20 protein-coding genes are annotated in these 25048 nt (G+C 72.9%); 6 read left to right on the top strand and 14 right to left on the bottom strand.

The window, feature by feature from the left end:
• Positions 1 to 214: 214 nt before the first annotated feature.
• The 6 genes from CFLA_RS04775 to CFLA_RS04750 all read right to left on the bottom strand — a co-directional run bounded on the left by CFLA_RS04775 (position 215) and on the right by CFLA_RS04750 (position 12711).
• The gene (locus CFLA_RS04775; protein WP_013116191.1) at positions 215 to 1018 is read right to left on the bottom strand and encodes a hypothetical protein; all 804 of its coding nucleotides are present in this window, start codon (positions 1016 to 1018) and stop codon (positions 215 to 217) included.
• A 10-nt stretch (positions 1019 to 1028) separates the two neighbouring features.
• Entirely contained in the window at positions 1029 to 2456 is a 1428-nt protein-coding gene (locus CFLA_RS04770; RefSeq protein ID WP_148234285.1) for an RHS repeat-associated core domain-containing protein, read from the bottom strand.
• 437 nt (positions 2457 to 2893) lie between these two features.
• Positions 2894 to 3340: a hypothetical protein gene (locus CFLA_RS04765; RefSeq protein WP_043598796.1), complete on the bottom strand. Its 447-nt coding sequence runs from the start codon at positions 3338 to 3340 to the stop codon at positions 2894 to 2896.
• A 79-nt stretch (positions 3341 to 3419) separates the two neighbouring features.
• Positions 3420 to 10067 carry a PA14 domain-containing protein gene (locus CFLA_RS04760; RefSeq protein WP_013116190.1) on the bottom strand — a complete coding sequence of 2216 codons (6648 nt, stop codon included), beginning with the start codon at positions 10065 to 10067 and terminating at the stop codon, positions 3420 to 3422.
• 192 nt (positions 10068 to 10259) lie between these two features.
• Positions 10260 to 11639: an RNA 5'-3' helicase PhoH2 gene (gene phoH2 / locus CFLA_RS04755; protein ID WP_043599823.1), complete on the bottom strand. Its 1380-nt coding sequence runs from the start codon at positions 11637 to 11639 to the stop codon at positions 10260 to 10262.
• 310 nt (positions 11640 to 11949) lie between these two features.
• Positions 11950 to 12711 carry an isoprenyl transferase gene (locus tag CFLA_RS04750; protein ID WP_013116188.1) on the bottom strand — a complete coding sequence of 254 codons (762 nt, stop codon included), beginning with the start codon at positions 12709 to 12711 and terminating at the stop codon, positions 11950 to 11952.
• A gap of 181 nt (positions 12712 to 12892) precedes the next feature.
• Here CFLA_RS04750 and trhA point away from each other — a divergent pair, with 181 nt between their 5' ends.
• Positions 12893 to 13645 carry a PAQR family membrane homeostasis protein TrhA gene (gene trhA, locus CFLA_RS04745; RefSeq protein WP_013116187.1) on the top strand — a complete coding sequence of 251 codons (753 nt, stop codon included), beginning with the start codon at positions 12893 to 12895 and terminating at the stop codon, positions 13643 to 13645.
• Between the two features lie 82 nt (positions 13646 to 13727).
• Here trhA and CFLA_RS04740 read toward each other — a convergent pair whose 3' ends face one another.
• Genes CFLA_RS04740 through mca form a run of 3 tightly spaced genes read right to left on the bottom strand, consistent with a single transcriptional unit; the run spans position 13728 to position 15828 of the window.
• Entirely contained in the window at positions 13728 to 14573 is an 846-nt protein-coding gene (locus tag CFLA_RS04740) for a carbon-nitrogen hydrolase family protein (protein WP_013116186.1), read from the bottom strand.
• Positions 14570 to 14944: a hypothetical protein gene (locus CFLA_RS04735; protein ID WP_013116185.1), complete on the bottom strand. Its 375-nt coding sequence runs from the start codon at positions 14942 to 14944 to the stop codon at positions 14570 to 14572. Before CFLA_RS04735 ends, CFLA_RS04740 begins: the two co-directional genes overlap by 4 nt.
• Positions 14941 to 15828 carry a mycothiol conjugate amidase Mca gene (gene mca, locus CFLA_RS04730; RefSeq protein WP_013116184.1) on the bottom strand — a complete coding sequence of 296 codons (888 nt, stop codon included), beginning with the start codon at positions 15826 to 15828 and terminating at the stop codon, positions 14941 to 14943. Before mca ends, CFLA_RS04735 begins: the two co-directional genes overlap by 4 nt.
• Positions 15829 to 15917: 89 nt before the next feature.
• Between mca and CFLA_RS04725 the strand changes: the two genes are divergently transcribed.
• Complete coding sequence (locus tag CFLA_RS04725) at positions 15918 to 16322, top strand: DUF4307 domain-containing protein (protein WP_013116183.1); 405 nt, start codon at positions 15918 to 15920, stop codon at positions 16320 to 16322.
• Between the two features lie 187 nt (positions 16323 to 16509).
• Positions 16510 to 16995, top strand: coding sequence for a transcription elongation factor GreA (gene greA / locus CFLA_RS04720; RefSeq protein WP_013116182.1), 486 nt, complete (start codon positions 16510 to 16512; stop codon positions 16993 to 16995).
• A gap of 94 nt (positions 16996 to 17089) precedes the next feature.
• Here the strand turns inward: greA and ilvA are convergent, their stop codons facing one another.
• The 3 genes from ilvA to CFLA_RS04705 are packed head-to-tail and all read right to left on the bottom strand — an operon-like array spanning position 17090 to position 20780.
• A complete protein-coding gene (gene ilvA, locus CFLA_RS04715; RefSeq protein ID WP_013116181.1) occupies positions 17090 to 18289 on the bottom strand; it encodes a threonine ammonia-lyase in 1200 nt (399 codons plus the stop codon).
• The gene (locus tag CFLA_RS04710) at positions 18286 to 19548 is read right to left on the bottom strand and encodes an AI-2E family transporter (RefSeq protein ID WP_013116180.1); all 1263 of its coding nucleotides are present in this window, start codon (positions 19546 to 19548) and stop codon (positions 18286 to 18288) included. The genes ilvA and CFLA_RS04710 overlap by 4 nt, the downstream gene beginning before the upstream one ends.
• On the bottom strand, positions 19545 to 20780 hold the full coding sequence (locus CFLA_RS04705; protein WP_013116179.1) for a cystathionine gamma-synthase: 1236 nt from the start codon (positions 20778 to 20780) through the stop codon (positions 19545 to 19547). Before CFLA_RS04705 ends, CFLA_RS04710 begins: the two co-directional genes overlap by 4 nt.
• Positions 20781 to 20897: 117 nt before the next feature.
• Between CFLA_RS04705 and msrA the strand changes: the two genes are divergently transcribed.
• Positions 20898 to 21575 carry a peptide-methionine (S)-S-oxide reductase MsrA gene (gene msrA / locus CFLA_RS04700; protein ID WP_013116178.1) on the top strand — a complete coding sequence of 226 codons (678 nt, stop codon included), beginning with the start codon at positions 20898 to 20900 and terminating at the stop codon, positions 21573 to 21575.
• Positions 21576 to 21898: 323 nt separating this feature from the next.
• Here the strand turns inward: msrA and CFLA_RS04695 are convergent, their stop codons facing one another.
• Together CFLA_RS04695 and vapB are read right to left on the bottom strand one after the other, a co-directional pair.
• Positions 21899 to 22312, bottom strand: coding sequence for a PIN domain-containing protein (locus CFLA_RS04695; protein WP_013116177.1), 414 nt, complete (start codon positions 22310 to 22312; stop codon positions 21899 to 21901).
• On the bottom strand, positions 22303 to 22530 hold the full coding sequence (vapB, locus tag CFLA_RS04690) for a type II toxin-antitoxin system VapB family antitoxin (RefSeq protein WP_013116176.1): 228 nt from the start codon (positions 22528 to 22530) through the stop codon (positions 22303 to 22305). Before vapB ends, CFLA_RS04695 begins: the two co-directional genes overlap by 10 nt.
• 96 nt (positions 22531 to 22626) lie before the next feature.
• Between vapB and CFLA_RS04685 the strand changes: the two genes are divergently transcribed.
• A complete protein-coding gene (locus CFLA_RS04685; protein ID WP_013116175.1) occupies positions 22627 to 24195 on the top strand; it encodes an ATP-dependent DNA ligase in 1569 nt (522 codons plus the stop codon).
• 274 nt (positions 24196 to 24469) lie between these two features.
• Entirely contained in the window at positions 24470 to 24910 is a 441-nt protein-coding gene (locus CFLA_RS04680; RefSeq protein WP_148234284.1) for a hypothetical protein, read from the top strand.
• Positions 24911 to 25048 lie beyond the last annotated feature (138 nt).

Genomic DNA, 25048 nt, shown 5'->3' with positions numbered 1-25048 from the left:
GCCTCTTGTTCGGGTTCTCCTTGAAGTTCGGCTTCTCGCGCCCACCATGACTAAGGCGATCTTCATGTTTTTGCTTTCCGGACTTTCCGTTCGACATATCTCGGTGCGGCTTTGCTAACGGTGCGGGCGCACGCGGTGGAACAGGTGAAACGTGTAGGACGCTCCGGGTCGACCCGTCGACCGACGCGGCGACCCGATGTCGGACGGCATCGGGCTAAGGGGCATCCTCCGGGCCGAAGACCTCGTCGGCGTCGGGCAGCCCCCAGCGGCGCGCGCACCGGTCGACGAGGTCGCGGACGTACCGCTCTCCGGCCGCCGCGTCGCGGACCGGCAGCTCGGTGACGTCGAGGGTGAAGTGCGTCTCGACGACACCTGCGGCCTGGGACGCGCTCCACCGCGTGCCGGGAGGGCCCCACAGCGCGTCCTCCCAGTAGATCGCGCCGGCGCACCGGAAGGCCCGAAGGCCGCAGGCCGGCACCGCGTCGGCATAGGCGCGGTTCCCGTCCCAGACCGCGAGCAGCTCGGCGACCCGCTGGCTGCAGGCGTCATGAGGGACGGGCTGCGCCTCGAACCAGACCGAGACGACCTCGACCTGTCCGTCGTCGTCGTAGAGGTCACCTGTGTCGACGAGAGGCCAGTCCTCGCCCTTCTCCTCGCACACCTCGAATGCGACCTCCGCGAGCTCGAGGGCGTACTCGGGCGGGTAGGTCACGACGACCGGATCCCGCCGGCGTGCCACGCGGTCCACCTCCCCCTGACCGCGCGCGACGACCGCCAGCTGGAGCGCACGCAGACCGTCGCCGACGGCACCGGTCCCGTCGTCGTGGCACAGCGGGGCGGGGTCGAGGCGCTCCAGCTCCCGCTCGAGCGCGAGGTGGAACCCGGCGATCGTCCGCACCGGGAGCTCGCGCAACGCCCCACGCAGCGTGTCGAGGCTGTCCAGGTCGATCGTCCCGCCCGTGGTGCCCAGCAGGTCGAAGAGCCTCGCACGCGAGATCGCTCGCACACCGTTCGTCATCGGCAGCTCGTCAACTGTCCGGGCGGGCAGTGCCCGTGCCTGCCCGCGTAGCTGCGGATGAGCGACGCCTCCTTGGCCGAGCCGCCACCCACCCCCGGCGCGTGGCGCGCGCAGACCACGTACATGCCTGGCTGAAGTACTTGGCGCACTTCCCGAGTTGTGACTGCGGACGGGAGCCACCCGCACGGGAGATGCCGTACTCGTACGTCGTGCCGCTCTTCGCGGTGTGAATCTCGTACACCAGGTACTTCGCACCCTTCTGGTCCTTCGCAGTCTTCGTGCCGGACCGGGGCATGGGGATCGACACCGTCGTGGGCAACGTCACCCCGCGCCCGTTGACGACGCAGTGTTGCCACAGCACGACGGTCGCGGCAAGGGCCACCGCGAGCAGGAGCACGACCGCGATCACCGGGATGGCGATGGCCGCCTCCCCGTCGAGGTCAAACATGTTGATGGGGTCGGCCGGGTACGCGTACGCGTTGTCGACGCCACCCTCGACGGGATCGACGGACAAGAACCTCCCGAGCCCGGGCAGGTAGACCCTCGCGCCCATCTCGATGGCCGCCAGCGGCCCGGCGTGCTCGTAGAGCTTCTGGTGCTGGCCGACCCAGGCGTTGTCCCCGTCCCCGGGCAGCGTGTCGGGCACCGCGTCGTCGGCTGCGGTGGTGCCGATGCGGCCTGTGACCGGGTCGATCGGCTGGCCGAACGGGTCGTAGCTCGCCCGCGCCCCGATCCGCGCGCCGGCGGCCTCGGTGGTGACGACGAGGTCGCCGTGCACGTTCGGGTACGACCAGCGCGCGCCTCCGCTGACCGGGAGGTTGACCAGCACCCCTCCGGGCAGCGTGAGCGTCCGGGCGACCAGCACGCCCGCGGCGTCGAGCACGAGGTCCGGGGAGTCCCCGGGCCCCGTGAAGCCGTACCGCTGGACCGACGTCGTCCCCGCCACGGTCTGCGTGCGCTCCACGATGCGGTCGCTCCCGTCGCGCACGTACGTCACGTCCGTGCCGTCCCCGGCCGACGTGGACACATGGCGCCCCGCGGCGTCGTACGTGAACCGCTGGTCCGCCAACGCGGTGGTGCTGCCCGTGGCGTCGTACATGATCGACGACGCCGTCACGGTCCGCGACACCGCGGTGGCACCCGAGGGCGCACCGGTGACCGTGGTGGACGTCAGGCGGTCGGCGTTGTCGAAGCACGAGCGCACCGTCGTCGGCGTCCCGCCGTCGAGCACGTCGGTCGAACCCATCCGGTTGCCGTTGAGCCCGGCGCGCACGTTCGCACCGCACCCACCGCTGCTCGCAAACGTGTACGACAGGTCGTGCCGCGGGATCACGGCACGCACCAGTCGCCCGGCGCCGTCGTACCAGTACGACGACCTCTCCTGGACCGAGCCGTCCGTCAGCGTCCCGCTCAGGATGCGCCCCGTCTGCGACCGCACCACGGAGTCGCTCAGAGAGCCACCGCCAGGGAACGCCCCACCCAGCCGCGTCACAGCGCCGGCAGGGTCACGCGCGATCGTCAACGACGACCCGTGCACGACGACCAGGGGTCAAGCTCCAGGCCCGATCATATTGCCGACCGACCAGTCGGTGGGGATCGATGCCTTCGCCACAGTCCTGGACGACCGCGACCTGAGCGAGCGTCCTCACGGCAGCCCGCGCAAGATCGTCCGAAGCGCGTCGATCCGCTCGGGGTCGCTCCCCCACCCGGCTCGCCCACCATCTCGAGGGATCGTGCGCCGACTATGGGCCGAACCCTGTCGGCATGGACGACCTCCCATCGACGTGGCGGAACATGCCCCGTCTTCTCTGCGTGGGGTCGCGAGCGTCGGACGTCCCGCACTTGTCCGCGCCCGCTCCGGCCGGTCTGGTCACTTCAACGGGACTTCCTACCCGCCAGCCGCGACCACACCCTGCGGACCAGCGGCGGGCGCGCAGGGACGACGTCCCACTGTGTCAGGTCGAGAAGGCCCCCGACCAGAAACTCTGCGGAAGCGTTCATGACGATCGACACCGTGTCCCCGTCGACGATCTCAAGTACGGGCTCTCCTGCGCGGTCGGCCCCGATCTCGACGTCAGCGGACCACGGCGCGTACCTGGCGAGTAGCTCGACTGCAGCCTCGTCGTCGGCGCTGATGCGAATACCTGAGGGATCCGTGCCCTGCGCAAGCGAGGCGAGCTGTCGCCGGACATCTTCGACCTGGTCATCAGGGCGGCCGTAGGCGTCGATCGTGATCCATTGCGGACGCAACGAGGAGACGACCAACCGAACGAGATCGGAAACGGCGTCGGCACCAAGACGATCGACGGAGGAGATCAGCATGTCCGGTCGTCGTATCACATCACATCACCCCGAGCAGCAGTCCAATATTTCATACGTCAAACCATGCTGATTGGCCAGTTCATGCCATCTGGACCGGCGAGCGAAACCTATTGAGTACATCCTGAGGCAGAACCACCGGTACCCAGAACACCGCACCCCGCCCAACGGTGCCGACGGCACCCAGAGCTGCCCGTCCACCGGTGGCAAGCACACTACCGGTGACTCGCCCGAGCGCCCTCGCGGCATCTCTCAGACGCACGTGACCACCGCCCTTCGGGTTGTAGTGCCATCCGTTGTGCTTGTCCCATTCGACCCGGCTCGCATGATTATTCCAGTGGATTCCTGGTCGACCCTTTCGCATCACGAGATACCTACCCCCGCCCAGGCTCACGTTGCGCTGCATCATGACCTGCTGGCGCACGCTTTGCTTCGCGGATCGCACCCAGGACCTCAATGATCGATTGCCGTCAAGATCGAAAGAGTTGATCGGGTCGGTGGGGTACACGTACGCGTTGTCGACCCCGCCCTCGACAGGGTCCACGGACAGGAACCTACCGAGCCCGGCCAGGTACACCCGGGCGCCCATCTCGATCGCGGCCAGGGCCCCGGCGTGCTCGTAGAGCTTCTGGTGCTGCCCGACCCAGGCGTTGTCCCCGTCCCCGGGCAGCGTGTCCGGCACCGCATCGTCCGCGGTGGTGGTCCCGATCCGACCGGTGGCCGGGTCGATCGGCTGACCGAACGGGTCGTACGACGCCCGCGCCCCGATCCGCGCACCCGCACCGTCCGTGGTCACGATCAGGTCACCGTGCACGTTGGGGTACGCCCAGCTCGAGCCGCCGGTGACCGGTACGGTCACCAGCAACCCGCCAGGCAACGTCACCGTGCGCGCGACCAGCGCTCCGGTGCCGTCGAGCACCAGGTCCGGGGAGTCCCCCGGCCCCGTGAAGCCGTACCGCTGGGTCGAGGTCGTCCCCGCCACCGTCTGCGTGCGCTCCACGATCCGGTCGCTCGCATCACGCCCGTACACCACAACCGTCCCGTCGGCCGTCGATGTGGACGTGTGCCGCCCCGCCGCGTCGTACCCGAACACCTGGTCGGCCAGCACGGTGGTGCTCCCGCCGGCGTCGTACGTGATCGACGCCGCCGGCACCGTGGACGCCACCGCAGTGGCACCCGCCGGCGCACCGGTCACCGTCGTCGAGGTCAACCGGTCGGCGTTGTCGAAGCACGAGCGCACCGTCGTCGGCGTCCCACCGTCGAGCACGTCGGTCGACGCGGTCCGGTTGCCGTTCAGCCCTGCGCGCACGTTCGCCCCGCACCCCCCGGTGCCCGCGAACGAGTACGACAGGTCGTGACGCGGGATCGTCGCCCGCACCAGCCGCCCGGCGCCGTCGTACCAGTAGGACGACCGCTCCTGCACCGACCCGTCGGTCAGCGTGCCACCCAGGATCCGCCCGGACTGGGACCGCACCACGGCGTCACTGAGCGACGCGCCACCCGGGAACGACCACCCCAGACGCGTCACCGCACCCGCGGGGTCGCGTCCGATCGTCAGCGAGGAACCGTTGCCCGCGTTCCCCGTCCCTCCGGGGTACCCGACCGAGGCCAGGTCGCCGCCGGTGTCGTACACCGGCTCCGCGACGACCTTGTCACCGTCGCGCACCCGCGCCACCCGGCCGTCCGCGTCGTACTCCATCCGCGCGACGAACGTCCTCGACCCGACCACTGTCGTGAGCTTGGACGGCCGGCTCGCCGCGTCGTGCTCGGTGGTGGTCCGCACACCCCACACGTCGACGTACGTGGCCGCCCGTCCCAGCAGGTCCGTCGTACTCGTCGTGAGCTTGGACGAGCCCGGCGCCGCGGTGTCGTGCGTCTGCGTCGCCCGAGGATCACCCTGGACGGCGGGGTTGACCGACACCGTCCGGGCCGGTACGTCGCCCACGGCCGGGTAGACGGTCTTCACGGCGCGACCGCGGGCGTCGTACGTCGTGCACGTCCACCCCTGCCCGCTCTCCTTGGTCCCCGCGACCCGGCCCCACCGGTCGTAGACGAAGAACGCGACCACCGCGGACCCCTTCGCAGGGGTCGGTTCCGTCGTGGACTTGAGCATGCCACCCTGCACGGTCCCCGCGGGAACCCCGCACACCGCCTCGGTGAGGCCCTCGGTCGCACCGTAGTACGCGTACGTCGTGCCGAGCGCGGCGTGCGCCGCGACCGTCGGCGCACCGCCCGCCGCCGCCGTGGCGGCCGGCAGGAAGCGTCCCGTGCGCCGCAGGTACCCCGTGCCACGCGCCTCGTACGTGGTGGTCGTCGCGAGCTTCAGCCCGTCGGCGTCCTCGACGACCTGCGTGGGCAGCCCCAGCCACGGCTCCGAGTACGTCGTCACCGTGCGGGTACGTGCGACCTTCGTCGCGTCCTCACCGGCCGGGACCGCGTCGTCCACCGTCGTGGACGTCACCAACCCGAAGTCCGGGGAGAGCACCGACGCCGGCAGCGCCACCGCCGCCGATGCCCCCGGCGGCTGCCACATCACCGACAGCGATCCCGGCCCACCGGTGTTCGCGTAGTCGACCCGGATCCGGTGCGGGCCGGCAGTCAGCGCCTTCTGCACGGTCATGGTGCCGATCGTCCAGTTGTCGAGCAGCAGGAGGTCGTCGACCCAGATCCGGACCGCGTCGTCCGCCTCCGTCCTGAACAGGTACGTCCCCGTTGACGGCAGCTGGATGTACCCCGTCGCGCGCAGGCTGAACGGCACGTTGCCGGGCACGCCCGTGGCGGGCGCCTCCGTCCCCCAGTTACGGCTGATCGACCCCGCCGCGTCGAGACCGAGCGCGAACGCCGCGGGCTGGCCGCCGAGGTGACCGTTGGTGAAGTACTGCACGCTGAGGCCGCGCATGCCCTCGTCGTAGGCGGTGCTGGTGTGCGCCGGCACCACCGGGCACGACGCGAGCGGCCGACGGTCGGCACCGAAGCATGCCGCCGGCGCCGGGCCGTACGAGTCCGTGGGCCTGTCGTGCGCGTCGTACAGGGTCGTGGACATGCGACCGGCCGCGTCGGTGGACGAGAGCACCTGGTCCTTGTGGTTCCACTCCTGGCTCGCTGTCAGCCCCGTCGCCGAGCGGTCCGTGAGCTGGCGGTAGGCGTCGTCGTAGGTGACGGTGCGCGCGTGGCCCGCGGGCGGCGAGTCGATGCCCGTCCTGTCGACGTGCGTCGTGCCGGCGCTCGCGTAGGTGAAGGTCGCGGCCTGGCGGCCGGTGGCCGTCACGCCGTCGGCGGCGGGCAGCACGACGCGGGACGCCTTGCCGCCGGAGTACTCGATCTGCACGCGGTGGGCGTCGGTCGTGGGCTGGCCGAAGCGCGCGATCCAGTCGTTCACCAACGGCGTGACGATCGTGCTGAGCTCGCCGGTCGCGCCGTAACCGAAGTCGGTGACCTCAGCGCCAGGGTCGACGATGCGCGACAGCCGCCCCGAGGAGTCGTAGAGCAGGCTCGTGGTGTCGCCGAACGAACCCGCGGTATCACCCGGGTAGACGATGCGGCACAGCATCCCGGCCGGGGTCTCCGCGAAGCCCGTCGGCGGGGCGGCGCACGCCTTGCCGTTCGCACCACCGGTCAGCCCGGCGGGTGCGTCCTGCCCGGCGTAGAAGAACAGCACGGCCCGGCCCGACACCGGGTCCTTCACCGCCTTGAGCTGCCCGGTGCCCGTCCAGTACTCCATGACGGGCGCGGCCGGCTTGAGCGAGTTGGCCGCGTTCGTCACCGACTCGATGCGCCCGTTCGTGCCGAACGTGTGGACCGTCCCGTCCTCCTCGGTCAGCGAGACCTGACCCGTCGTCGACAGCGCCAGCACGCCGTACTCACCGGTCGGCGGGGTGAAACCACCGGCCGACGTGCGGGTGTAGGTGTGGGTCGTGCCGGTCGCGTCCGTGAGGATCGCGGCGTTGCCGTCGACGGTCACGGAGACGTAGTCCCCGGCGTCACCCGCGAGCGCGGAGGACGCGGACCACCCCGCGGGCAGGGCCTCGACCGTGGGCGTCAACCACGACGCCGGAACGACGACCTCCTGGCCGGACGGGGTACGGGCCCACAGCTGGAACGTCGCGGCGCCGCCCTGCTCGAAGAAGTCGACCTGGATCGGCGTCGGCGCGGTGGTCAGGCTCACCGCGGAGCCCCAGTTCGGTCCGCCCGACTGCGGCGTCCAGCGGTCCAGCACCGTGGCCGATCCGATCCTGACCCGCGCCCCGTCGTCCTGCACGACACCGAACGTCCAGGAGCCCGCCGTCGGCGGCGTGATGAAGCCCTTCCAGCGCACCATGAAGTAGTCGTTCGGCACCGCTGGCGCGGGCGACTCCAGACCCCAGGCGAACGACAGCTGCGGGTCGAGGCGGGTGAGCACGGGCTTGGCTGTCGCGAAGTCGTACGAGGGCGAGGCCCCGCCGACCGGACGGACGTCGTAGTACTGCCCCGTCAGCCCGCGCTGCCGGACCAGCTGCGAGTTGTACGAGAACGACAGGCCCATCGGCCCGCCCAGTGCCGACACGGTCGGGGAGTCGAACCGCAGGCCCACGTTCCCGTTGGCGAGGTTGACCGTCACCGGCCCGACCACCTCCACCGGCGCAGGGCCCGACTCGGCGAGGCGGCGGTTGACCGTGAGCTTGCTGGCCCACGGGATCGGGGACGTCGCGTACGCGCTCTTGGTCAGGACCGTCCACGTGTACACGCCACCGTCCCGCAGTGCGCCCTCAGGCACGGTCCACGTCGGCGAGGCCTGCCAGCCCGACGTGACGACGGTCCCGGTCGCGGCGTCCGCCCCACTGGCGATCCGGAACTGGTACGTGAACGCGTCGCCGTTGGGATCCGGTGCGGGCTGCACCGCGAGCGTGGGCGTCAACGACGCCGTCATGCTGCCGTTCGCCGGGGTGGCCGTCGCCTGCTTGAGGTCAGGGAAGGCGTCCGTCGTGAACGACCAGGTGGCCGAGCCCCGCTGCGTGCTGGTGCCGAGGTGCCCGTCCCACGTGCTCCAGAGGTCCGCCTTCCAGTAGTACCGCGTGTTGGGCTGCAGGATGTTCGGCGGGATGTCGACCCAGTTCTGCCCCACGGAGGGTGAGATCCATACGGGCGCCTGCGCGTCGATGTTGGGGTTGGTGCTGACGCGGAAGATCCATCGCGAGACGCCCGTGTCCTGCGGCACGTTGGCGTGTGCGCCGATCCGGGGCGCGAGCCCGGCGCGTCCGCCGTTCGGCGGCGCCTCGGCGATCGGGCCTGCCGGGGTCGGGAAGTCCACCCACGTGACCTCGACGACCGTCTCGAACTTCTTGTAGCTGTAGGTCCGGTGCGCCTCGTTGCCGACGATCATGAGGTACGGCCGGTTGTCGCGCGTGTTGACCCAGTTCGACCAGTGCCTCGCGAGCTGGTCGCCCTCGAACCAGACGCTGGTCCCGAAGTGCCCGCTGGACCCCGACAGGTGCGGACCCGCCGCCGCGAACTTCATGTCGGACGCCCAGTACAGGTTGGCCGGGTGCGCGTTCGGAGTACCACCGCGCAGCTCGGCGTACACCTCGGAGTCGATGATCTGCTTGCCGAAGAACCGGCTGATGTCGTAGTGGAGGATCGTCCGCCACGCGCTCGTCCCCGAGTCGTTGGGGTTGCCGATCCGCGAGTAGCCGTCACGCGTGATGGTGCCGTCGGACTTGAACGACCAGACGTCGTCGTTACCCACGATGGTCGACGGGTCCACCGAGACCGGGTAGACACGCGCGCGGTCCGTCAGCCACCGGTGGTCGGGCGCGAGGGTGATCGTCCAGCCCGACGCCTCGTCGCCCGACAGGGTCATCGGGACGTTGACCTCGGCCGGTTCGCGCACGCCTTGCTTGCCGGAGGAGTCGAACATGACCGCGGGCGGGATCACCAGGGCGAGCTCGCCGGCGGCGTCGAGCAGCTCGATGGAGCCGTCCTCGGTCGCGTGCGGCGTGTAGCCCTTGCCCGTCAGCCGCCAGGTCCAGCTGGGTGCCGACGTCGGAACCTTCTTCAGCAGGAGGATCTCCTTGACCGCGCCCCGCTCCACCTCGTAGACGAGGTCGGTGTCGCGGAAGACGTCGGGGTAGCGGACCTCGTTCTTCGACCTGCGCTGCTTGCTCGCCCCGGCTCCCTCGAGGCCGAACCCGACGGTCACGCGGCCGCGGTGCACCGTCAGCACGGACTCCGCGTCGGCCCGGGGCGCGAACCGAGGTCGCAGGGGGTGCTGGGACACCACGCCGACGCCGCCGCCCGCGTCACCGACTGTGGTCGAGGGGGCTGCCCACGCGCCGCCGAGCGACCGCGCGTTGAGCGGCTCGCTCGAGATCCGGGTGGTGTAGGTGCCGTCCTCGTTCGCGAGCACCTCCTCGAACTCGGACCTGTCGACCACCGTGGAGCTGGCCTCGTCGAACCCGTCGACGTCGTCGGCGTCCTTCGTCGAGAGGGTCGGCTCGGGCTTTGGTGCGGCGAGGGTCGGGGCGTCGAAGTCACCCTCGGGGACCGGGCCGGTCAGCGCCGGAGCGGGCTCGGAGGTGACCGGGGCATTCTGCTCCGGGTGGAGTTCGACCTTCTCGACCGCGGCAGCCGCCGCGGCTGCGGTGTCGCGCGGAGCGGCCTCGGCCGGGCGGATGTCCGCCGCGACCAGCCCGAAGGCGACAGCCGCGACGAGCACAGTGGTTCCGACGCGCGAACGGGTGAGAGCGACGTTCATGACCATCCTGGACAAGCCGGCACCTATCGCGCGAACTGTGCGGCGACGGGAATGTAGCGGTGGTCATGACTGGTCCGTGGCCGGTTCGACCACGCGTCACCCGTTCGGACGCACGTTCCGCCCGGCGCCCGACGCCGGACGACGGCGGGGCGCCCACCCGCAGGTCGGCGCCCCGCCGGGGACGAGCGGCCGTCAGGCCTCGATGCCCTCGAACAGCTCGGTGACCAGCGCCGCGACGGGCGAGCGCTCGGAGCGCGTGAGCGTGACGTGCGCGAACAGCGGGTGCCCCTTGAGCGCCTCGATGACGGCCGCGACGCCGTCGTGCCGCCCGACGCGCAGGTTGTCGCGCTGCGCGACGTCGTGCGTGAGGACGACGCGCGACGACTGCCCGATGCGCGAGAGCACCGTGAGCAGCACGTTGCGCTCGAGCGACTGGGCCTCGTCGACGATGACGAACGCGTCGTGCAGGGACCGCCCGCGGATGTGCGTGAGCGGCAGCACCTCGAGGATGTCGCGGTCGAGGACCTCCTCGACGACCTCCTTGCTGACCAGCGCGCCCAGGGTGTCGAACACGGCCTGCGCCCACGGGTTCATCTTCTCGGCCTCGGAGCCCGGCAGGTACCCCAGGTCCTGCCCGCCGACCGCGTACAGCGGCCGGAAGACCATGACCTTGCGGTGCTGGCGACGCTCCAGGACGGCCTCCAGGCCGGCGCACAGCGCGAGCGCGGACTTGCCCGTGCCGGCGCGCCCGCCGAGGGAGACGATGCCGATCTCCTCGTCGAGCAGCAGGTCGATCGCGACGCGCTGCTCCGCGGAGCGACCGTGCACGCCGAACACGTCGCGGTCGCCGCGCACGAGCTGCACGTGCTTGTCGGCGGTCACGCGACCCAGCGCCGAGCCGCGCGGGCTGTGCAGCACCAGGCCCGTGTGGCACGGCAGGTCGCTCGCACCTCCCGTGAGCGCCGACGGCCCGGTGACGACGTCGGCGAGCGCGACCGACTCGTGCTCCCACAGGTCGGCCATCTGCTGCTCGGACAGGTCGAGCGCGTCCATGCCCGTCCAGCCCGAGTCCACCGTGAGCTCGGCACGGTACTCCTCGGCGACGAGCCCGACGGCCGACGCCTTGACGCGCATCGGCAGGTCCTTGGAGACCACGACGACGTCCTTGCCCTCGGCCTGGAGGTTGGCCGCGACGGCGAGGATCCGCGTGTCGTTGTCGCCCAGCCGGAACCCGGCGGGCAGCACCTCGGGGTCGACGTGGTTGAGCTCGACGCGCAGCGTGCCGCCCTGGTCGGTCACGGCGATGGGCGCGTCGAGGCGGCCGTGCTTGATGCGCAGGTCGTCGAGCAGGCGCAGGGCGCTGCGCGCGTAGTAGCCGAGCTCGGCGTGGTGCCGCTTGCCCTCGAGCTCGGTGATGACCACGACGGGAAGCACCACGTCCTGCTCGGCGAAGCGCAGGATCGCGCGCGGGTCGGACAGCAGGACGGACGTGTCGATGACGTACGTGAGGCGGGGGCCGGGTGTGTCGCCGTCGGTCGGGGCGGACGGCGTCGTGTCGGTCGTGGTGCCCAGGTCGTGCTGCGAGATGTGGTCCACGGCAGGCTCCCCTCGGCGCCTCAGCGCCGGTCTGGACGCTTCCCGACGACCCCTGGCGCGGCTGCGCACGCGGACCGTCGATCGGCGGCGGGACGGGGTCGGCCGGCCGAGGGCCGGTACCGGCCCTCCTCCCGGAGCACTGGCTCCATGGGCTGGCCTCCCGGGACGACGGGCGTCGTCCTTCCCGCCGACCGTAACCCGCTACGCATCCGTGACCTACGACACACCGCGACGACACGCGAAGGTTTACGCGCCGTTCACCTGGACGACGGACCCGCGGCCCGCGTCACCGTCCGAGGCGGCGCTCGCGCTGCCCGTACGCGCGCACCGCGCGCAGGAAGTCGACGCGCCGGAAGTCCGGCCAGTACGCGTCGCAGAAGTAGAACTCCGAGTGGGTGCTCTGCCACAGCAGGAACCCGCCGAGCCGCTGCTCGCCGGACGTGCGGATCACCAGGTCGGGGTCCGGCTGACCCTTGGTGTACAGGTGCTCGGCGATGTGCTCGACGTCGAACGCCTCCGCGAGCTCGTCGAGGCTCGAGCCGGCCTCGGCGTGCATGCGCAGGAACGCGCGCACGGCGTCGGCGATCTCGCGGCGCCCGCCGTAGCCGACCGCGGCGTTGACGTGCAGGCCCTGCACGTCGGCGGTCGCGTCCTGGGCCGCCTTGAGCGCGGCGGCGGTGCAGTCCGGCAGCATGTCGAGCGCCCCGACGGCCTGGATGCGCCAGCGCCGCTCGGCGGCGAGCTCGCCGACGACGTCCTCGATGACGCCGAGCAGCTGCTCGAGCTCCTCGGGGTCGCGCGCGAGGTTGTCGGTCGAGAGCATCCACAGCGTGACGACCTCGACGCCGACGTCCTCGCTCCACTGCAGCAGGTCGCTGATCTTGTCGGCCCCGCGACGGTGGCCGGTCGCGGACGACAGGCCGCTGTCGCGCGCCCACCGGCGGTTGCCGTCGAGGATGACGCCGATGTGCCGCGGCACCTGGTCCGGCTCGAGCGAACCGGCGAGGCGTCGCTCGTACAGGCCGTAGAGCGGGTGCGGCAGGCGCACGCGTAGCCTCCCAGGAGCGAGCCGTTGGACGTCGAACACGGTACTCGCCACGATGGGTGCGCGGGAGCGGGTCGACCTGGTGGCCCAGTGGTAGGACGTCCGGCGCCCGCACCTACGGTGGCGTAACCTACGCTGACGTAGGTATGCCACGCAGCACGACGAGAACGGTCACGAGCCCTTGATGAGCACCTCCCCGACGCAGGGCACGCCGCCCGCCCCGCGCGAGCACGACGACGGCGCGGCCGGCCCTCTCGGGAGGGCCGTCGAGGGCATCGGTGACGCCGTCGAGGCGGTCGTCGAGAACGTCAAGCCCCGGCTGCGCGGCTGGGTGCACGCCGGCATGGCGCCGGTGGTGCTCGTGGCGGCCGTCGTCCTCGTGGCCGCCTCGCCCACCCCCGCGGCCCGGTGGTCCAACCTCGTCTTCGGCATCACGGCCGTGCTGCTGTTCGGCACCAGCGCGGTCTACCACCGCGGCACGTGGTCGCCGCGCGTCGCCGGTGTGCTGCGCCGCCTGGACCACACCAACATCTTCCTGATCATCGCCGGCACCTACACGCCGCTCGCGGTGCTGCTGCTGCCCACGTCGACCGCGCGGCTGCTGCTGGTCATCGTGTGGTCGGGTGCGCTGCTCGGCCTGCTCGCGCGCATCTTCTGGCTCAACGCCCCGCGCTGGGTGTACGTGCCCATCTACCTCGCGCTCGGCTGGGTGGCCGTCGGGTTCTTCCCGCAGTTCTGGCAGACCGGCGGGCCCACCGTGGTCTACCTCGTCGCCATCGGCGGCCTGGCGTACACGGTCGGCGCGGTCGTCTACGGACTCAAGCGCCCCAACCCGAGCCCGCGCTGGTTCGGGTTCCACGAGATCTTCCACGTGCTGACGGTCGTCGGCTGCGGCACCCACCTGGCCGCCATCGCGGTCGTCACCTCCCGCCTCTGACCCCACCCCAGGGCGCGAGACAGTGATCGCGTCACGCACCCCACGCCACGGACGAGCGATCCAGCCCGACGGGTGCGGCCCGTCAGTCCCGCGGGACGACCGCGTAGCGGCGGTGGGTGAGAGACGGGTTGCGCTCGCGCACGGCGTGCATCTCGTCGGCGTCGAGGTCGACGGTGCGCACCTGCGGCTCCTCGTCCGCCTCGAGCCCCACGACACCGTCGGGCCCCACGACGAGCGAGCGCCCCACGACACCCTTGCCCGCCTGCCCCACGGCGACGACGGCCGCGGTGTTCTCGATCGCGCGCGCCACCGCGAGGGCGCGCCAGTGCATGGCCTTGAGCGGCCCCGCCGCCCACGCGGCCGGCACGACGAGCACGTCGGCCCCGGCGTCGACCAGGCGGCGCGCCGACTCGGGGAACCGCAGGTCGTAGCAGGTCAGGACCCCGAACCGCAGGCCCGCAGCCTCGACGACGAGCGGCGGGGCGTCGGCCGGGCCGGGGGCCAGGCGCTCCGACTCGCGCTGCCCGAACGCGTCGTACAGGTGCACCTTGCGGTAGACGCCGGCGATCTCGCCCGTCGGCGCGACGGCCACCACGGCGTTCACGCCGCGCGGGCGCCCGTCGGGGCCGGGCTCGCCGCCGGGCAGCGTGGTGCCCGCGACGACGGTGAGGCCGTGCGCCGCGGCGTCGGCCCGCAGCGCCGACACGAACGGCCCGTCGAGCGGCTCGGCCAGCTCGATGCCGACGCCGCGCGGGTCGAACGCGCTCGCGTACTCGGGCAGCACGACGACGTCGGCGCGGGCCCGCGCCGCGGTGCGCAGCGCGTCACGGGCGACCAGCACGTTGGCCTCACGGTCGGGCCCGACGCTCAGCTGCGCCAGCGTGACGCGCACCGCGGGCCGGACGGGCGGCTCCGGCCGGGACGTCACGCGCGCTCCCCCGCGGCCGGCGGCTCGGCCACACCGCCCTCGGTCTCCGGGTCGGCATCCGCCCGGGTCCTCGCACCCCCCGTGGGCTCGGCCGACGTCCCGTCACCCGGGGTCCCCTCGGGTGCGCCGCTCGCGGCGGCGAGTGCGGCCTCGGCCGCCGCGCGCTGCCGCTCGCGGTGGTCCGACCGGCGGATGCGCCGCGTGAACGAGATCCCGAGCGCGATGATCGCAAGGGCCAGCGCGAACGTCGCGACGAAACCGGCGAACCCCGGCGACCCCTCGGTCGGGCTCTCGTAGGTGGGCCCGGGCAGCCGCTGGGAGAACCGGGCGCCGGCGACGAGGGCCGTGGCGGCCAGGGCGGACGTGGTCATCGGGCGTGCTCCGTCCCGCGGATCCCCGCGAACAGGTCGGTCTCCGGCAGCGTGGTCTCGACGCGCGACTCGGCCAGCTCGTACTCCTCGTCGCGCCACGTGGCCAGCTCGACCTCGCGCGGGACGGCGAAGAACCAGCCCTCGGGATCGATCTGCGTCGCGTGCGCGCGCAGCGCCGCGTCGCGCCGGTCGAACCAGTCGGCGCACTCGATGCGCGTCGTCACCTGCCGCTCGGGCACCTCGCGCGCCTGGCGCGAGTCGATCCAGTCGCTGAACGGCGACTCGCCCCCGGCCGCCACGATCGCGTCGTGCACGGCCCGCATGCGTGCGAGCGAGAACCCGTGGTTGTAGTAGAGCTTGAGCGGCGTCCACGGCTCGCCGAGCCCCCGGTAGCGCTCGCGGTCCCCCGCGGCGGCGAACGCCTCGGCCGAGACGCGGTGGCACATGATGTGGTCGGGGTGCGGGTAGCCGCCCGACGGGTCGTACGTCGTCATCACGTGCGGGCGGAACTCGCGCACGGCCGCGACGAGCGGCGCCGACGCCTCCTCGAGCGGCAGCGTGGCGAACGAGCCCTCGGGCAGCGGGGGCAGCGGATCACCCTCGGGCAGGCCCGAGTCGACGAAGCCCAGCCAGCGCTGGCGCACGCCGAGCGCCGCGGCGGCCGCCGCCATCTCCTCACGACGCACGGCGGCCATGGCCTCGAGCCCCTCGGGTGCCGGCCCGTAGCCCGGGTTGAGCACGTCCCCGCGCTCACCGCCCGTGCACGTCACGACGAGGACGTCGACGCCCTCGGCGGCGTAGCGTGCCGTGGTCGCCGCACCCTTGCTGGACTCGTCGTCCGGGTGCGCGTGCACCGCCATCAGCCGCAGCCGCTCCGAGCTCACCGGTGATCCTTCCGTGGCAGGTCGTGGGACGAGAGACAATGATCCCCCACACCACCGACACCCGCGCACGACCTCCAGGAGGCCCCACCGTGGTCGCACCGGCTCCCCGCCCGCCCGCCGGGCGCTACGGACCGGAACCCACCGCCACGACGCGCCGCCTGCAGCGGCTCGGCCTCGCCGCCGTCGTCGTCGTCGCCATGGTCGTCCTGGCGTGGATCGGCACCGGTGTCATGCGTGACCCGGTCCTGTGGCAGGACGTCGGCTACCGCGTCGACGGGCCCGCGTCCACCGAGGTGACGTTCGACGTGACGACGCCGCTGGGCGCCGCCGCCACGTGCCGCGTGCAGGCCCTGTCGTCGTCGTACGCCCAGGTCGGCGTTCTCGACGTGCCGGTGCCGCCGGCGGACACGCGGACCCGCCGTGTCACCGTGACCGTCCCGACCGTGGAGCTCGCGGTCACCGGGGTCGTGCAGGGCTGCGAACCGGTCGACTGACCCGCCACGGTTGGTACGCTTGGCGTTTACGCCGCCCCCGGTCCGGCGTCGCACGACAGGTCGACGCGACCGCGGTGGCAGGCACCCCCCGCCCCCGCACCCGCGTCGTCGGAGTCACGACGTGCGCGTCGACGGGGGCTCACGGCCGTCGGCACCGGCGGCCCACCGGAGCAAGGAAGGAGCGATCGTGACCGAGACGACTGCAGCCACCTGGCTGACTCAGGAGGCCTACGACCGCCTCACGGAGGAGCTCGAGTACCTCCAGACGGTCGGACGCAAGGAGATCACGGACCGCATCGCCGCGGCCCGCGACGAGGGCGACCTCAAGGAGAACGGCGGGTACCACGCCGCGCGCGAGGAGCAGGCCAAGCAGGAGGCCCGCATCCGCGAGCTCCAGGCGAAGCTGCGCAACGTGCAGATCGGCACGCCCCCCGACGACGGCGTCGTCGAGCCCGGCATGGTCGTCACCGCGGTCGTCGCGGGCGACGAGATGACGTTCCTGCTCGGCTCGCGCGAGATCGCGGGGACCGCGGACATCGACGTCTTCTCCCCCACGTCGCCGCTGGGCGCCGCGATCCACGGCCACAAGGTCGGCGACTCGACGACCTACGAGGCCCCGAACGGCCGCCAGATCCCGGTCGAGATCAAGGCCGCGAGCCCCTTCCAGGGCTGAACCGCCCACCTGCGCCGAGTGCGGGGGAAGCGACCCGAGTGCGGAGGGAACGACCCCCGCACCCGGGGCGGTTCCCCCGCACTCGGCGTTCGTGTCAGCAGCGGTAGCCGGCGGCGCGCAGACCCGCCAGGAGGGTGCCGCAGTGCTCGGGGCCCTTGGTCTCGATCTGCAGGTCCACCGCGACGTCGCTGAACGCCAGGTCGTCGCCCGTGCGCAGGTGGCTGACGTGCATGACGTTGCCCCCCATCGCCGCGACCTCGCGCAGCAGCTCCGCGAGCGCGCCCGGGGTGTCCTCGACCACCACGTGCAGCTGCAGGTACCGCCCCGCCGAGGCCAGGCCGTGCCGCACGACGCGCAGCAGCACGAGCGGGTCGATGTTTCCGCCGGACAGCACGCACACGATTGGTCGCCCGTCCGGGGCGATGCCGCGCGGGTCCGCCATCACGGCCGCGACGGCCGCCGCGCCCGACGGCTCGACGACGAGCTTGGCGCGCTCGGCCACGAGCAGCAGCGCACGTGACAGGTCCTCCTCGGAGACCGTGCGGACCGGCACGCGATGGCTGGCGAGCACCTCGAACGGCACCGCGCCGGGGGTGCCGACCGCGATGCCGTCGGCCATCGTCCGCAGCTCCGGGGCGCGTGTCGGGCGGCCCGCGGCGAGCGACACCGGGTACGCCGCGGCACCCGCGGCCTGCACCCCGACGACGCGCACGTCCGGCCGCTCGTCGAGCGCCGCGGCGACACCCGCCGCGAGCCCGCCACCGCCCACCGGGACCACGATCGTCCCCACGTCCGGCACCTGCTCGAGCACCTCGAGCGCGAGGGTGCCCTGACCGGCGTCGACATCGGGGTGGTCGAACGGGTGGATGAGGACCGCGCCGGTGCGCCCCGCGTGCTCGTGCGCCGCGACGAGCGCCTCGTCGACCGACGTGCCCACGAGCTCGACCCGCGCGCCGTAGCCCCGCGTGGCCGCGATCTTGGGCAGGGCGGCGTCGACGGGCATGAAGATGACCGCGTCGAGGCCGAGCAGGTCGGCCGCGAGCGCGACGCCCTGGGCATGGTTGCCGGCGCTGGCCGCGACGACGCCGCGCGCCTTCTCCGCGTCGGTCAGCCGCGCCATGCGCGTGTACGCGCCGCGGATCTTGAACGACCCGGCGCGCTGCAGGTTCTCGCACTTCAGCCAGACGTCCGCCCCGACCATGCCGGACAGCGCACGGCTGCGCTGCACGGGGGTGCGCTCGGCCACGCCCGCGACGAGCGCGGCAGCGGCGCGGACGTCGTCGGGACCGATCACGGGGTGACGGGCGAGTCGTCGCCCGAGGTGGTCCCCTCGGCGCCGCCGTGCGCGGAGCCCTCGCCACGCGCCGCGCGCGCCTCCGACTCGGCCTCGGCGGCCGCCGCGACCGCGCGGTCGAGCACGGGGTGCCCCTTGGCGCGGATGGGCACGTGGTCGTCGACGCCCAGCTGGGGGAACTTGTCGTGCCCGTGCAGGTAGAGCACCACGGTGTTGACCAGCGCCGCGAGCGGCACCGCGAACAGCGCGCCGACGATGCCGGCGACCAGCGAGCCCGTCGTCACGACCAGCAGCACGGCGACAGGGTGCAGGGAGACCGCGTGCCCCATGAGGAACGGCTGCAGCACGTGCCCCTCGAGCTGCTGCACCAGCAGCACGATCCCCAGCATGATCAGCGCCGACACCCAGCCCTGCGTGACGAGCGCGACGAGCACCGCGATGGAGCCGGTGACGATCGCGCCGACGAACGGGATGAACGAGCCGAAGAACACGAGCACCGCGAGCGGCACCACCAGCGGCAGCTGCAGGAACGCCGCACCGATGCCGATGCCGACCGCGTCGACGGCCGCGACGAGGATCTGCGTGCGCGTGTACGCCCCGAGCGTGACCCAGCCGCGACGGCCGGCCTGGTGGACGCGCTCGCGCGAGCCGCGCGGCATCAGCCCGACGAGCCAGGCCCAGATCCCGCGCCCGTCGATGAGGAAGAACAGCGTGCAGAACAGCGCGATGAGCGTGCCGGCCGCGACGTGCCCGACCGTGACGCCGACCGACAGCGCGCCCGAGACGAGCTGCTGCCCGCTCGACGCGGCGGCGTCCTGGACCTGACCGAGGTAGTCCTCGATCTCGCCGGTGCCGAGCTGCAGCGGGCCCTCCGAGAGCCAGGTCAGCAGCTCGTCGAAGCCGCTGCGTGCCTGCTCCCAGAGCTCGGCGATGCCGTTGACGATCGAGCGGCCGGCGAGCGTCAGCAGCCCCGCGACCAGCGCGATGAGCCCGACGAGCGCGGTGCCCGCGGCCGCGGAGCGCGGCAGGCGCACGTACCGCTGCAGCGCGCGGACCACCGGCGAGAGGAGCACCGTCAGGAGCAGCGCGACGGCGACGGGCACGACGATCACCTTGAGCGCCGCGACGAGCCACAGCCCCGCGGCGAGCGCGGCGAGGATCACCAGCGCGCGCCACGACCAGCCGGCCCACGCCCGCACCGACGCGGGCACCGGGTCGGGGCGGGGTGTCAGCGGCGGCGTGCCGTGGTCCGAGGTCACCGGTGGATACCCGCGGCCGTCAGCGCCTGCTCGAGGTCGGCGAGCTGGTCGGCGGAGTCCTCGATGCCCACCGACAGGCGGACCAGGTCGTCGGGGACCTCGAGCGCGGTGCCGGCGACGGAGCCGTGCGTCATGCGCCCCGGGTGCTCGATGAGCGACTCGACGCCGCCGAGCGACTCCGCCAGCGTGAACACACGCGTCGCCGCGCAGACCGCGACGGCGGACTCCGCGGAGCCCGTGCGGAACGCGACCATGCCGCCGAAGCCCGTCATCTGCCGCGCCGCGACCTCGTGGCCCGGGTGCTCGGGCAGCCCGGGCCACAGCACCTCGTTCACGCCGGGGTGCTCGACGAGGAACCGCGCGACGGCCTCGGCGTTGGCGACGTGCCGGTCCATGCGCACCGCGAGCGTGCGCAGCCCGCGTAGCGTGAGCCACGCGTCGAACGGGCCGGCGACCGCGCCGGACGCGTTCTGCAGGAACCCGACCGCGTCACGCAGGGACGTGGTGCCCGTGGGCCCCTCGGTGCCGGCCGGGAGCTGCGCGCCGTCGGCCACGACCACGGCCCCGCCGACCACGTCGGAGTGCCCGCCGATGTACTTGGTGGTGGAGTGCACGACCACGTCGGCCCCGAGCGCGAGCGGCTGCTGCAGGTACGGCGTGGCGAACGTGTTGTCGACGGCGAGCACGATGCCTGCGGCCTGCGCGTGCGTCGCGATCGCCGCGATGTCGGCGATGCCGAGCAGCGGGTTCGTCGGCGTCTCGACCCAGATCACCTTGGTGCGACCCGGCTGGATCGCCGCGAGCACCGCGTCGGGGTCCGACAGGTCGACGGGCGTGTGCTCGATCCCCCACGGGCCCAGGACCCGTGCGACGAGGCGGTACGTGCCGCCGTAGGCGTCGTTCGGGACGATCGCGTGGTCGCCGGGACGCAGCACGGCGCGCAGCAGCGTGTCCTCCGCCGCAAGGCCCGACGCGAACGCGAACGCGGCGTCGCCGCCCTCGACGGCGGCCAGCGCCTGCTGCAGCGCGTCGCGCGTGGGGTTGCCGGAACGGGAGTACTCGTAGCCGTCCCGCAGCCCGCCGACGCCGTCCTGCTTGTACGTCGAGACCTGGAAGATGGGCGGGACGACGGCCCCGGTGCGGGGATCGGGGTCCTGACCTGCATGGATGGCGCGGGTCGAGAAGCCGGAGTCGGTCCAGTCGTGAGGCTGCGCGAGCGGGTCGTGGGTCACGTCCCCAGGCTAGGCGGTCGGCGGGACGCAGGCGCGTGGCGGCGCGCGCCCGGGTGTGGAACACCCCCCGTCCGCCACCTGTTGCACCCGGTGGACCCCGACGTGAAGGAGACGGTCATGGCCTCGCTGTTCGAGACGCTGCTCGGCTCGTCGCTGCGCACCACCATGGTGGACGCGGAGCACGCGCTGAAGGGACGGGACGGGTACGCCTACCGCGTGCCGGAGACGCACGTCGTGCTGGGGACCCCGTTGCAGGGCCCGTGGCCCGAGGGCACGCGGGTGCTGTACCTGGCGTCCGGGTGCTTCTGGGGTGCGGAGAAGGAGGCGTGGCAGCTGCCGGGCGTCGTCACAACGGCCGTGGGGTACATGGGCGGCTTCACGCCCTACCCGACGTACGAGGAGACGTGCACCGGCCGCACGGGCCACACCGAGACGGTGATGGTGGCGTACGACCCGACCGTGCTGTCCGACGTCGACCTGCTGCGGCACTTCTGGGAGGAGCACGACCCGACCCAGGGCTTCCGGCAGGGCAACGACGTGGGCACGCAGTACCGCTCGGCGGTGTTCTTCACGACGCCCGAGCAGGAGGCGGCCGCGCGCACGACGCGCGACGCGTACGCGCCGGTGCTCAAGGCCCGCGGGTACGGCGACGTGACGACCGAGATCCGGTCCGTCGAGGACGCCGGCACGTTCTACTACGCCGAGGACTACCACCAGCAGTACCTGCGCAAGAACCCGGGCGGCTACTGCCCCGTCAACTCCACGGGCGTCGCCTGCCCCGTCCCGTCGGCCTGACGCACCTGACCGGATCGCTCTCCCGCCACCGATAAGAGGCGCGCGAGAGAGCGATCCAGCCCGACCCCCACCCCCAGGGGCGCGAGCCGCCGATCCAGCCCCACCTCCCCACCCCCAGGGGCGCGAGCCGCCGATCCAGCCCCACCTCCCCACCCCAGAGCGCGAGCCGTCGATCCAGCCCTGCCTCCCGCCCCTGCGCACGGTCAGGCAGTGTCCGCGACGGGCGCCGACGACCCGTCGCGAACGTCGCCCGCGTAACCCCACGCGCGCGCCTGTCGCGTGCGTTCTCGGATACCCGCGGCACGCCGGTGGACCCGTCTTCGTCACTCGAACGCGAGGCGCTCGACGGGCTGCCCGGTGACATGTGCGATGAGGTCGAAGCCCTTGTCGACGGCGAGCACCGTCATGCCGAGCTTCTCGGCGGTCGCCGCCACGAGCAGGTCGGGGATCGACGCCGCACGGTGCTCACCACGGTCGGCGAGCAGGGTCTGGACCTCCAGAGCCCGCGCCTCGATCCCGGGCGTCAGGTGCTCCACCGGCATGAGCGAGACGGGTGGCGCGGACGCGGCCTCGCGGGCACTGCGACCCGAGAGGGCCGAGAACCCGACCTCGAGCCGCGTGACGTGGGCCAGGCGGAGCAGACCACGCTCCAGCCGCGCCTGCCACAGGTCACGTTCCACCGCGTAGGGCAGGCGGACGAGCGCGGACTTGTCCACGAGCCAGGTCGTCACCGCCATGCGGACGCCATCACCTCGGGGTCACCGAGGTCGCCGAACTCCCGCGCGAACCGGTCCCAGTCGTCGGGGGTCATCGTGGGACGCGGCGCGTCCGCACGGACCTCGGCCTCGAGGTGCCGGCGCAGCACCTCGGCACGAGAGAGCCCGAGGCTGGCGGCCTCGGCGTCGAAGTGGGCGACCGCGGCCTCGGAGAGACCGCGGACGAGGATGTCGGGCATGGAGCACCTCCGTTCGATATCGCGATATCGATCGGAGGCCTGCAGGAGAAGCAGTGCCGACGAGCGGGCGTCGGTGGCCCGCGTCAGGATGAGCCCATGCTCCTCGACGACGTCGCCGACGCGTCCGCGCAGGTCGCGGCCACGCGCTCGCGGCTGGCCAAGCGGGCGGTGCTCGTCGACGTGCTGCGGCGGGTCGCTGCGGACGGGCCGGACGACGTCGCGATCGTGTCGCGCTACCTCGGCGGCGAGCTGCGGCAGCGCCGCACCGGGCTCGGGTGGCGTTCGCTCGCGTCGATGCCGGGAGCGGCCGAGGTCCCGTCGCTCAGCGTGCACGACGTCGACGCGGCGTTCGCGGGCATGGCCGTGCTCGCCGGGCCGGGGTCGGCGACGGCCCGCACCGAGGCGGCGCGGGCGCTGTTCGCCGCGGCGACCGAGCGCGAGCAGCACCTGCTCCGGGGTCTCGTGAGCGGCGAGCTGCGGCAGGGCGCGCTCGACGCCCTGCTGCTCGACGCGGTCGCCGAGGCCGCGGGCGTCCCTGCCGACGTGGTGCGGCGCGCCGCGATGCTCGCAGGCGAGACCGAGGCGGTGGCGGTCGCTGCGCTCGGTGCGGCCTCCCCCGACGACGCGCGGACGGCGCTCGACGCGTTCGCGCTCACCGTGGGACGTCCGGTGCGGCCGATGCTCGCGCAGTCGGCGCCCGACGTACCGACGGCGGTCGCGCAGCTCGGCGAGCGCGCCGGCACCGCCGAATCGCCCGCCGCCCAGGTCGTCGTCGACACGAAGCTCGACGGCATCCGCATCCAGGTGCACCGCGACGGTGACGACGTGCGCGTCTGGACCCGCAGCCTCGACGACATCACGGCGCGCGTGCCCGAGATCGTCGCGGCCGTGCGGGGACTGCCGGCGCGCGCGCTCGTCCTGGACGGCGAGGCCCTCGCGCTCGACGCCGACGGCCGTCCACGCCCGTTCCAGGAGACCGCGTCCCGCAGCGCGACGCGTGACGCCGAGCTCGCCGGGTCCGCGACGCTCACGCCGTTCTTCTTCGACGTCCTGCACGTCGACGGCCGCGACCTGCTCGACGCCCCGCTGCGCGAGCGCCTCGCGGTGCTCGACCAGGTCGCCGCGCCGCACGTCGTCGCGCGCGTCGTCACCGCCGACCCGGCCGTCGCCACCGAGCACTTCCGCGCCGTCGTCGCGGCCGGTCAGGAGGGCGTCGTCGTCAAGGCCGCCGACGCGCCGTACGAGGCGGGGCGCCGCGGCGCCGCGTGGGTCAAGGTCAAGCCGCGGCACACGCTCGACCTCGTCGTGCTCGCCGTCGAGCGCGGGTCGGGGCGGCGCGCCGGGACGCTGTCGAACATCCACCTCGGCGCACGCGACCCCGCGACCGGCGGGTTCGTCATGCTCGGCAAGACGTTCAAGGGCATGACCGACGAGATGCTCGCCTGGCAGACCCAGCGGTTCCGCGAGCTCGAGGTCGCCGACGACGGGTGGACCGTGACGCTGCGGCCGGAGCAGGTCGTCGAGATCGCCTTCGACGGGCTGCAGCGCTCGACGCGCTACCCCGGTGGCCTGGCCCTGCGCTTCGCGCGCGTCCTGCGCTACCGCGACGACAAGCCTGCCGCCGAGGCGGACACGATCGAGACGGTGCACGGATACCTCACGTAGCCGACTCCTCCGCGCCGTCCGCCGAGGAGCCGCCCGCCGAGGCGGACACGATCGACACCGTGCGGCCGCCGCCACGCCGGTCGACGCCACACCGTCCCCCGCGCAGGCGACGGACCGCATCGAGCGACCCCACCGGGTGGACGCGCACGGCAGGATGGCCCCCGTGGGCCGGAAGAGCAGAGCGAAACGCGCCCGACGTGAGCGCGACGCTGCACAGCGGCGCGCAGCTCTCGCCAGGGGCCTGGACCCGGACCGCGTCGCGACCGTGACGCTCGTGGCCGTCGCGGTGATCACCGTCGTGGTCGTTGCTGTCGCGTGCTGCGCGGAGGCGAGGATCGGACCTCGAGGCACGGAGCTCGGGCTTGTCCTGGGCAGGTACAACCCGGGGGTGCTGAGCGTCAGCGTGCCGGACGGTGCCCTGCCGGTGGTGGCGCTCGCGCTCATGTGCGTACCCGTGACGCTCGCCGCCATCGGTCGAAGGGCCACCCGAGGTAGACCGACGACCTCCCGCTGCACCGGCGCCGCAGCGGTCGTGACCGTGGTGGTCGCGCCGGTGATCGTCGTGACGGCCGTCGCGACGGCGCTGGGTGCGGCCGACAGCGACTGGATGGTGGCCGCGCTGATCTGGCCGCAGGTGTCCGCCGTCGTCGCCGTCATCGCCGTCGCGGCCGTCGGTGACAGCATCCGGCCGCGACGACCCAGCCCCCGCATCTGACGCGTCGCTCCCGCCCGCCCGGGCGCGGGCTGGACTGCACTCTCGGCGCGAGGGGCGGGGGCCCCTCACTGCCGGCGTGAGAGTGCAATCCAGCACGTCCCGGGCGAGAGATCGCCGTCCGGGGCGGGGTTTGACAGG

This window comes from Cellulomonas flavigena DSM 20109 (assembly GCF_000092865.1).
In the GTDB taxonomy this organism is placed as follows: Bacteria; Actinomycetota; Actinomycetes; order Actinomycetales; family Cellulomonadaceae; genus Cellulomonas; species Cellulomonas flavigena.
The sequence above is the reverse complement of the archived record's forward strand: the minus strand, read 5'-3'. Positions and strand labels throughout refer to the sequence as shown.

What these genes read in the sequence shown, in the direction of transcription:
- CFLA_RS04775 (WP_013116191.1), bottom strand. Translation starts at nt 1,018, where the DNA reads ATGACGAACGGTGTGCGAGCGATCTCGCGTGCGAGGCTCTTCGACCTG.
- CFLA_RS04765 (WP_043598796.1), bottom strand. Translation starts at nt 3,340, where the DNA reads ATGCTGATCTCCTCCGTCGATCGTCTTGGTGCCGACGCCGTTTCCGAT.
- CFLA_RS04760 (WP_013116190.1), bottom strand. Translation starts at nt 10,067, where the DNA reads ATGAACGTCGCTCTCACCCGTTCGCGCGTCGGAACCACTGTGCTCGTC.
- trhA (WP_013116187.1), top strand. Translation starts at nt 12,893, where the DNA reads ATGAGCACCTCCCCGACGCAGGGCACGCCGCCCGCCCCGCGCGAGCAC.
- CFLA_RS04735 (WP_013116185.1), bottom strand. Translation starts at nt 14,944, where the DNA reads ATGACCACGTCCGCCCTGGCCGCCACGGCCCTCGTCGCCGGCGCCCGG.
- msrA (WP_013116178.1), top strand. Translation starts at nt 20,898, where the DNA reads ATGGCCTCGCTGTTCGAGACGCTGCTCGGCTCGTCGCTGCGCACCACC.
- CFLA_RS04695 (WP_013116177.1), bottom strand. Translation starts at nt 22,312, where the DNA reads ATGGCGGTGACGACCTGGCTCGTGGACAAGTCCGCGCTCGTCCGCCTG.
- vapB (WP_013116176.1), bottom strand. Translation starts at nt 22,530, where the DNA reads ATGCCCGACATCCTCGTCCGCGGTCTCTCCGAGGCCGCGGTCGCCCAC.
- CFLA_RS04685 (WP_013116175.1), top strand. Translation starts at nt 22,627, where the DNA reads ATGCTCCTCGACGACGTCGCCGACGCGTCCGCGCAGGTCGCGGCCACG.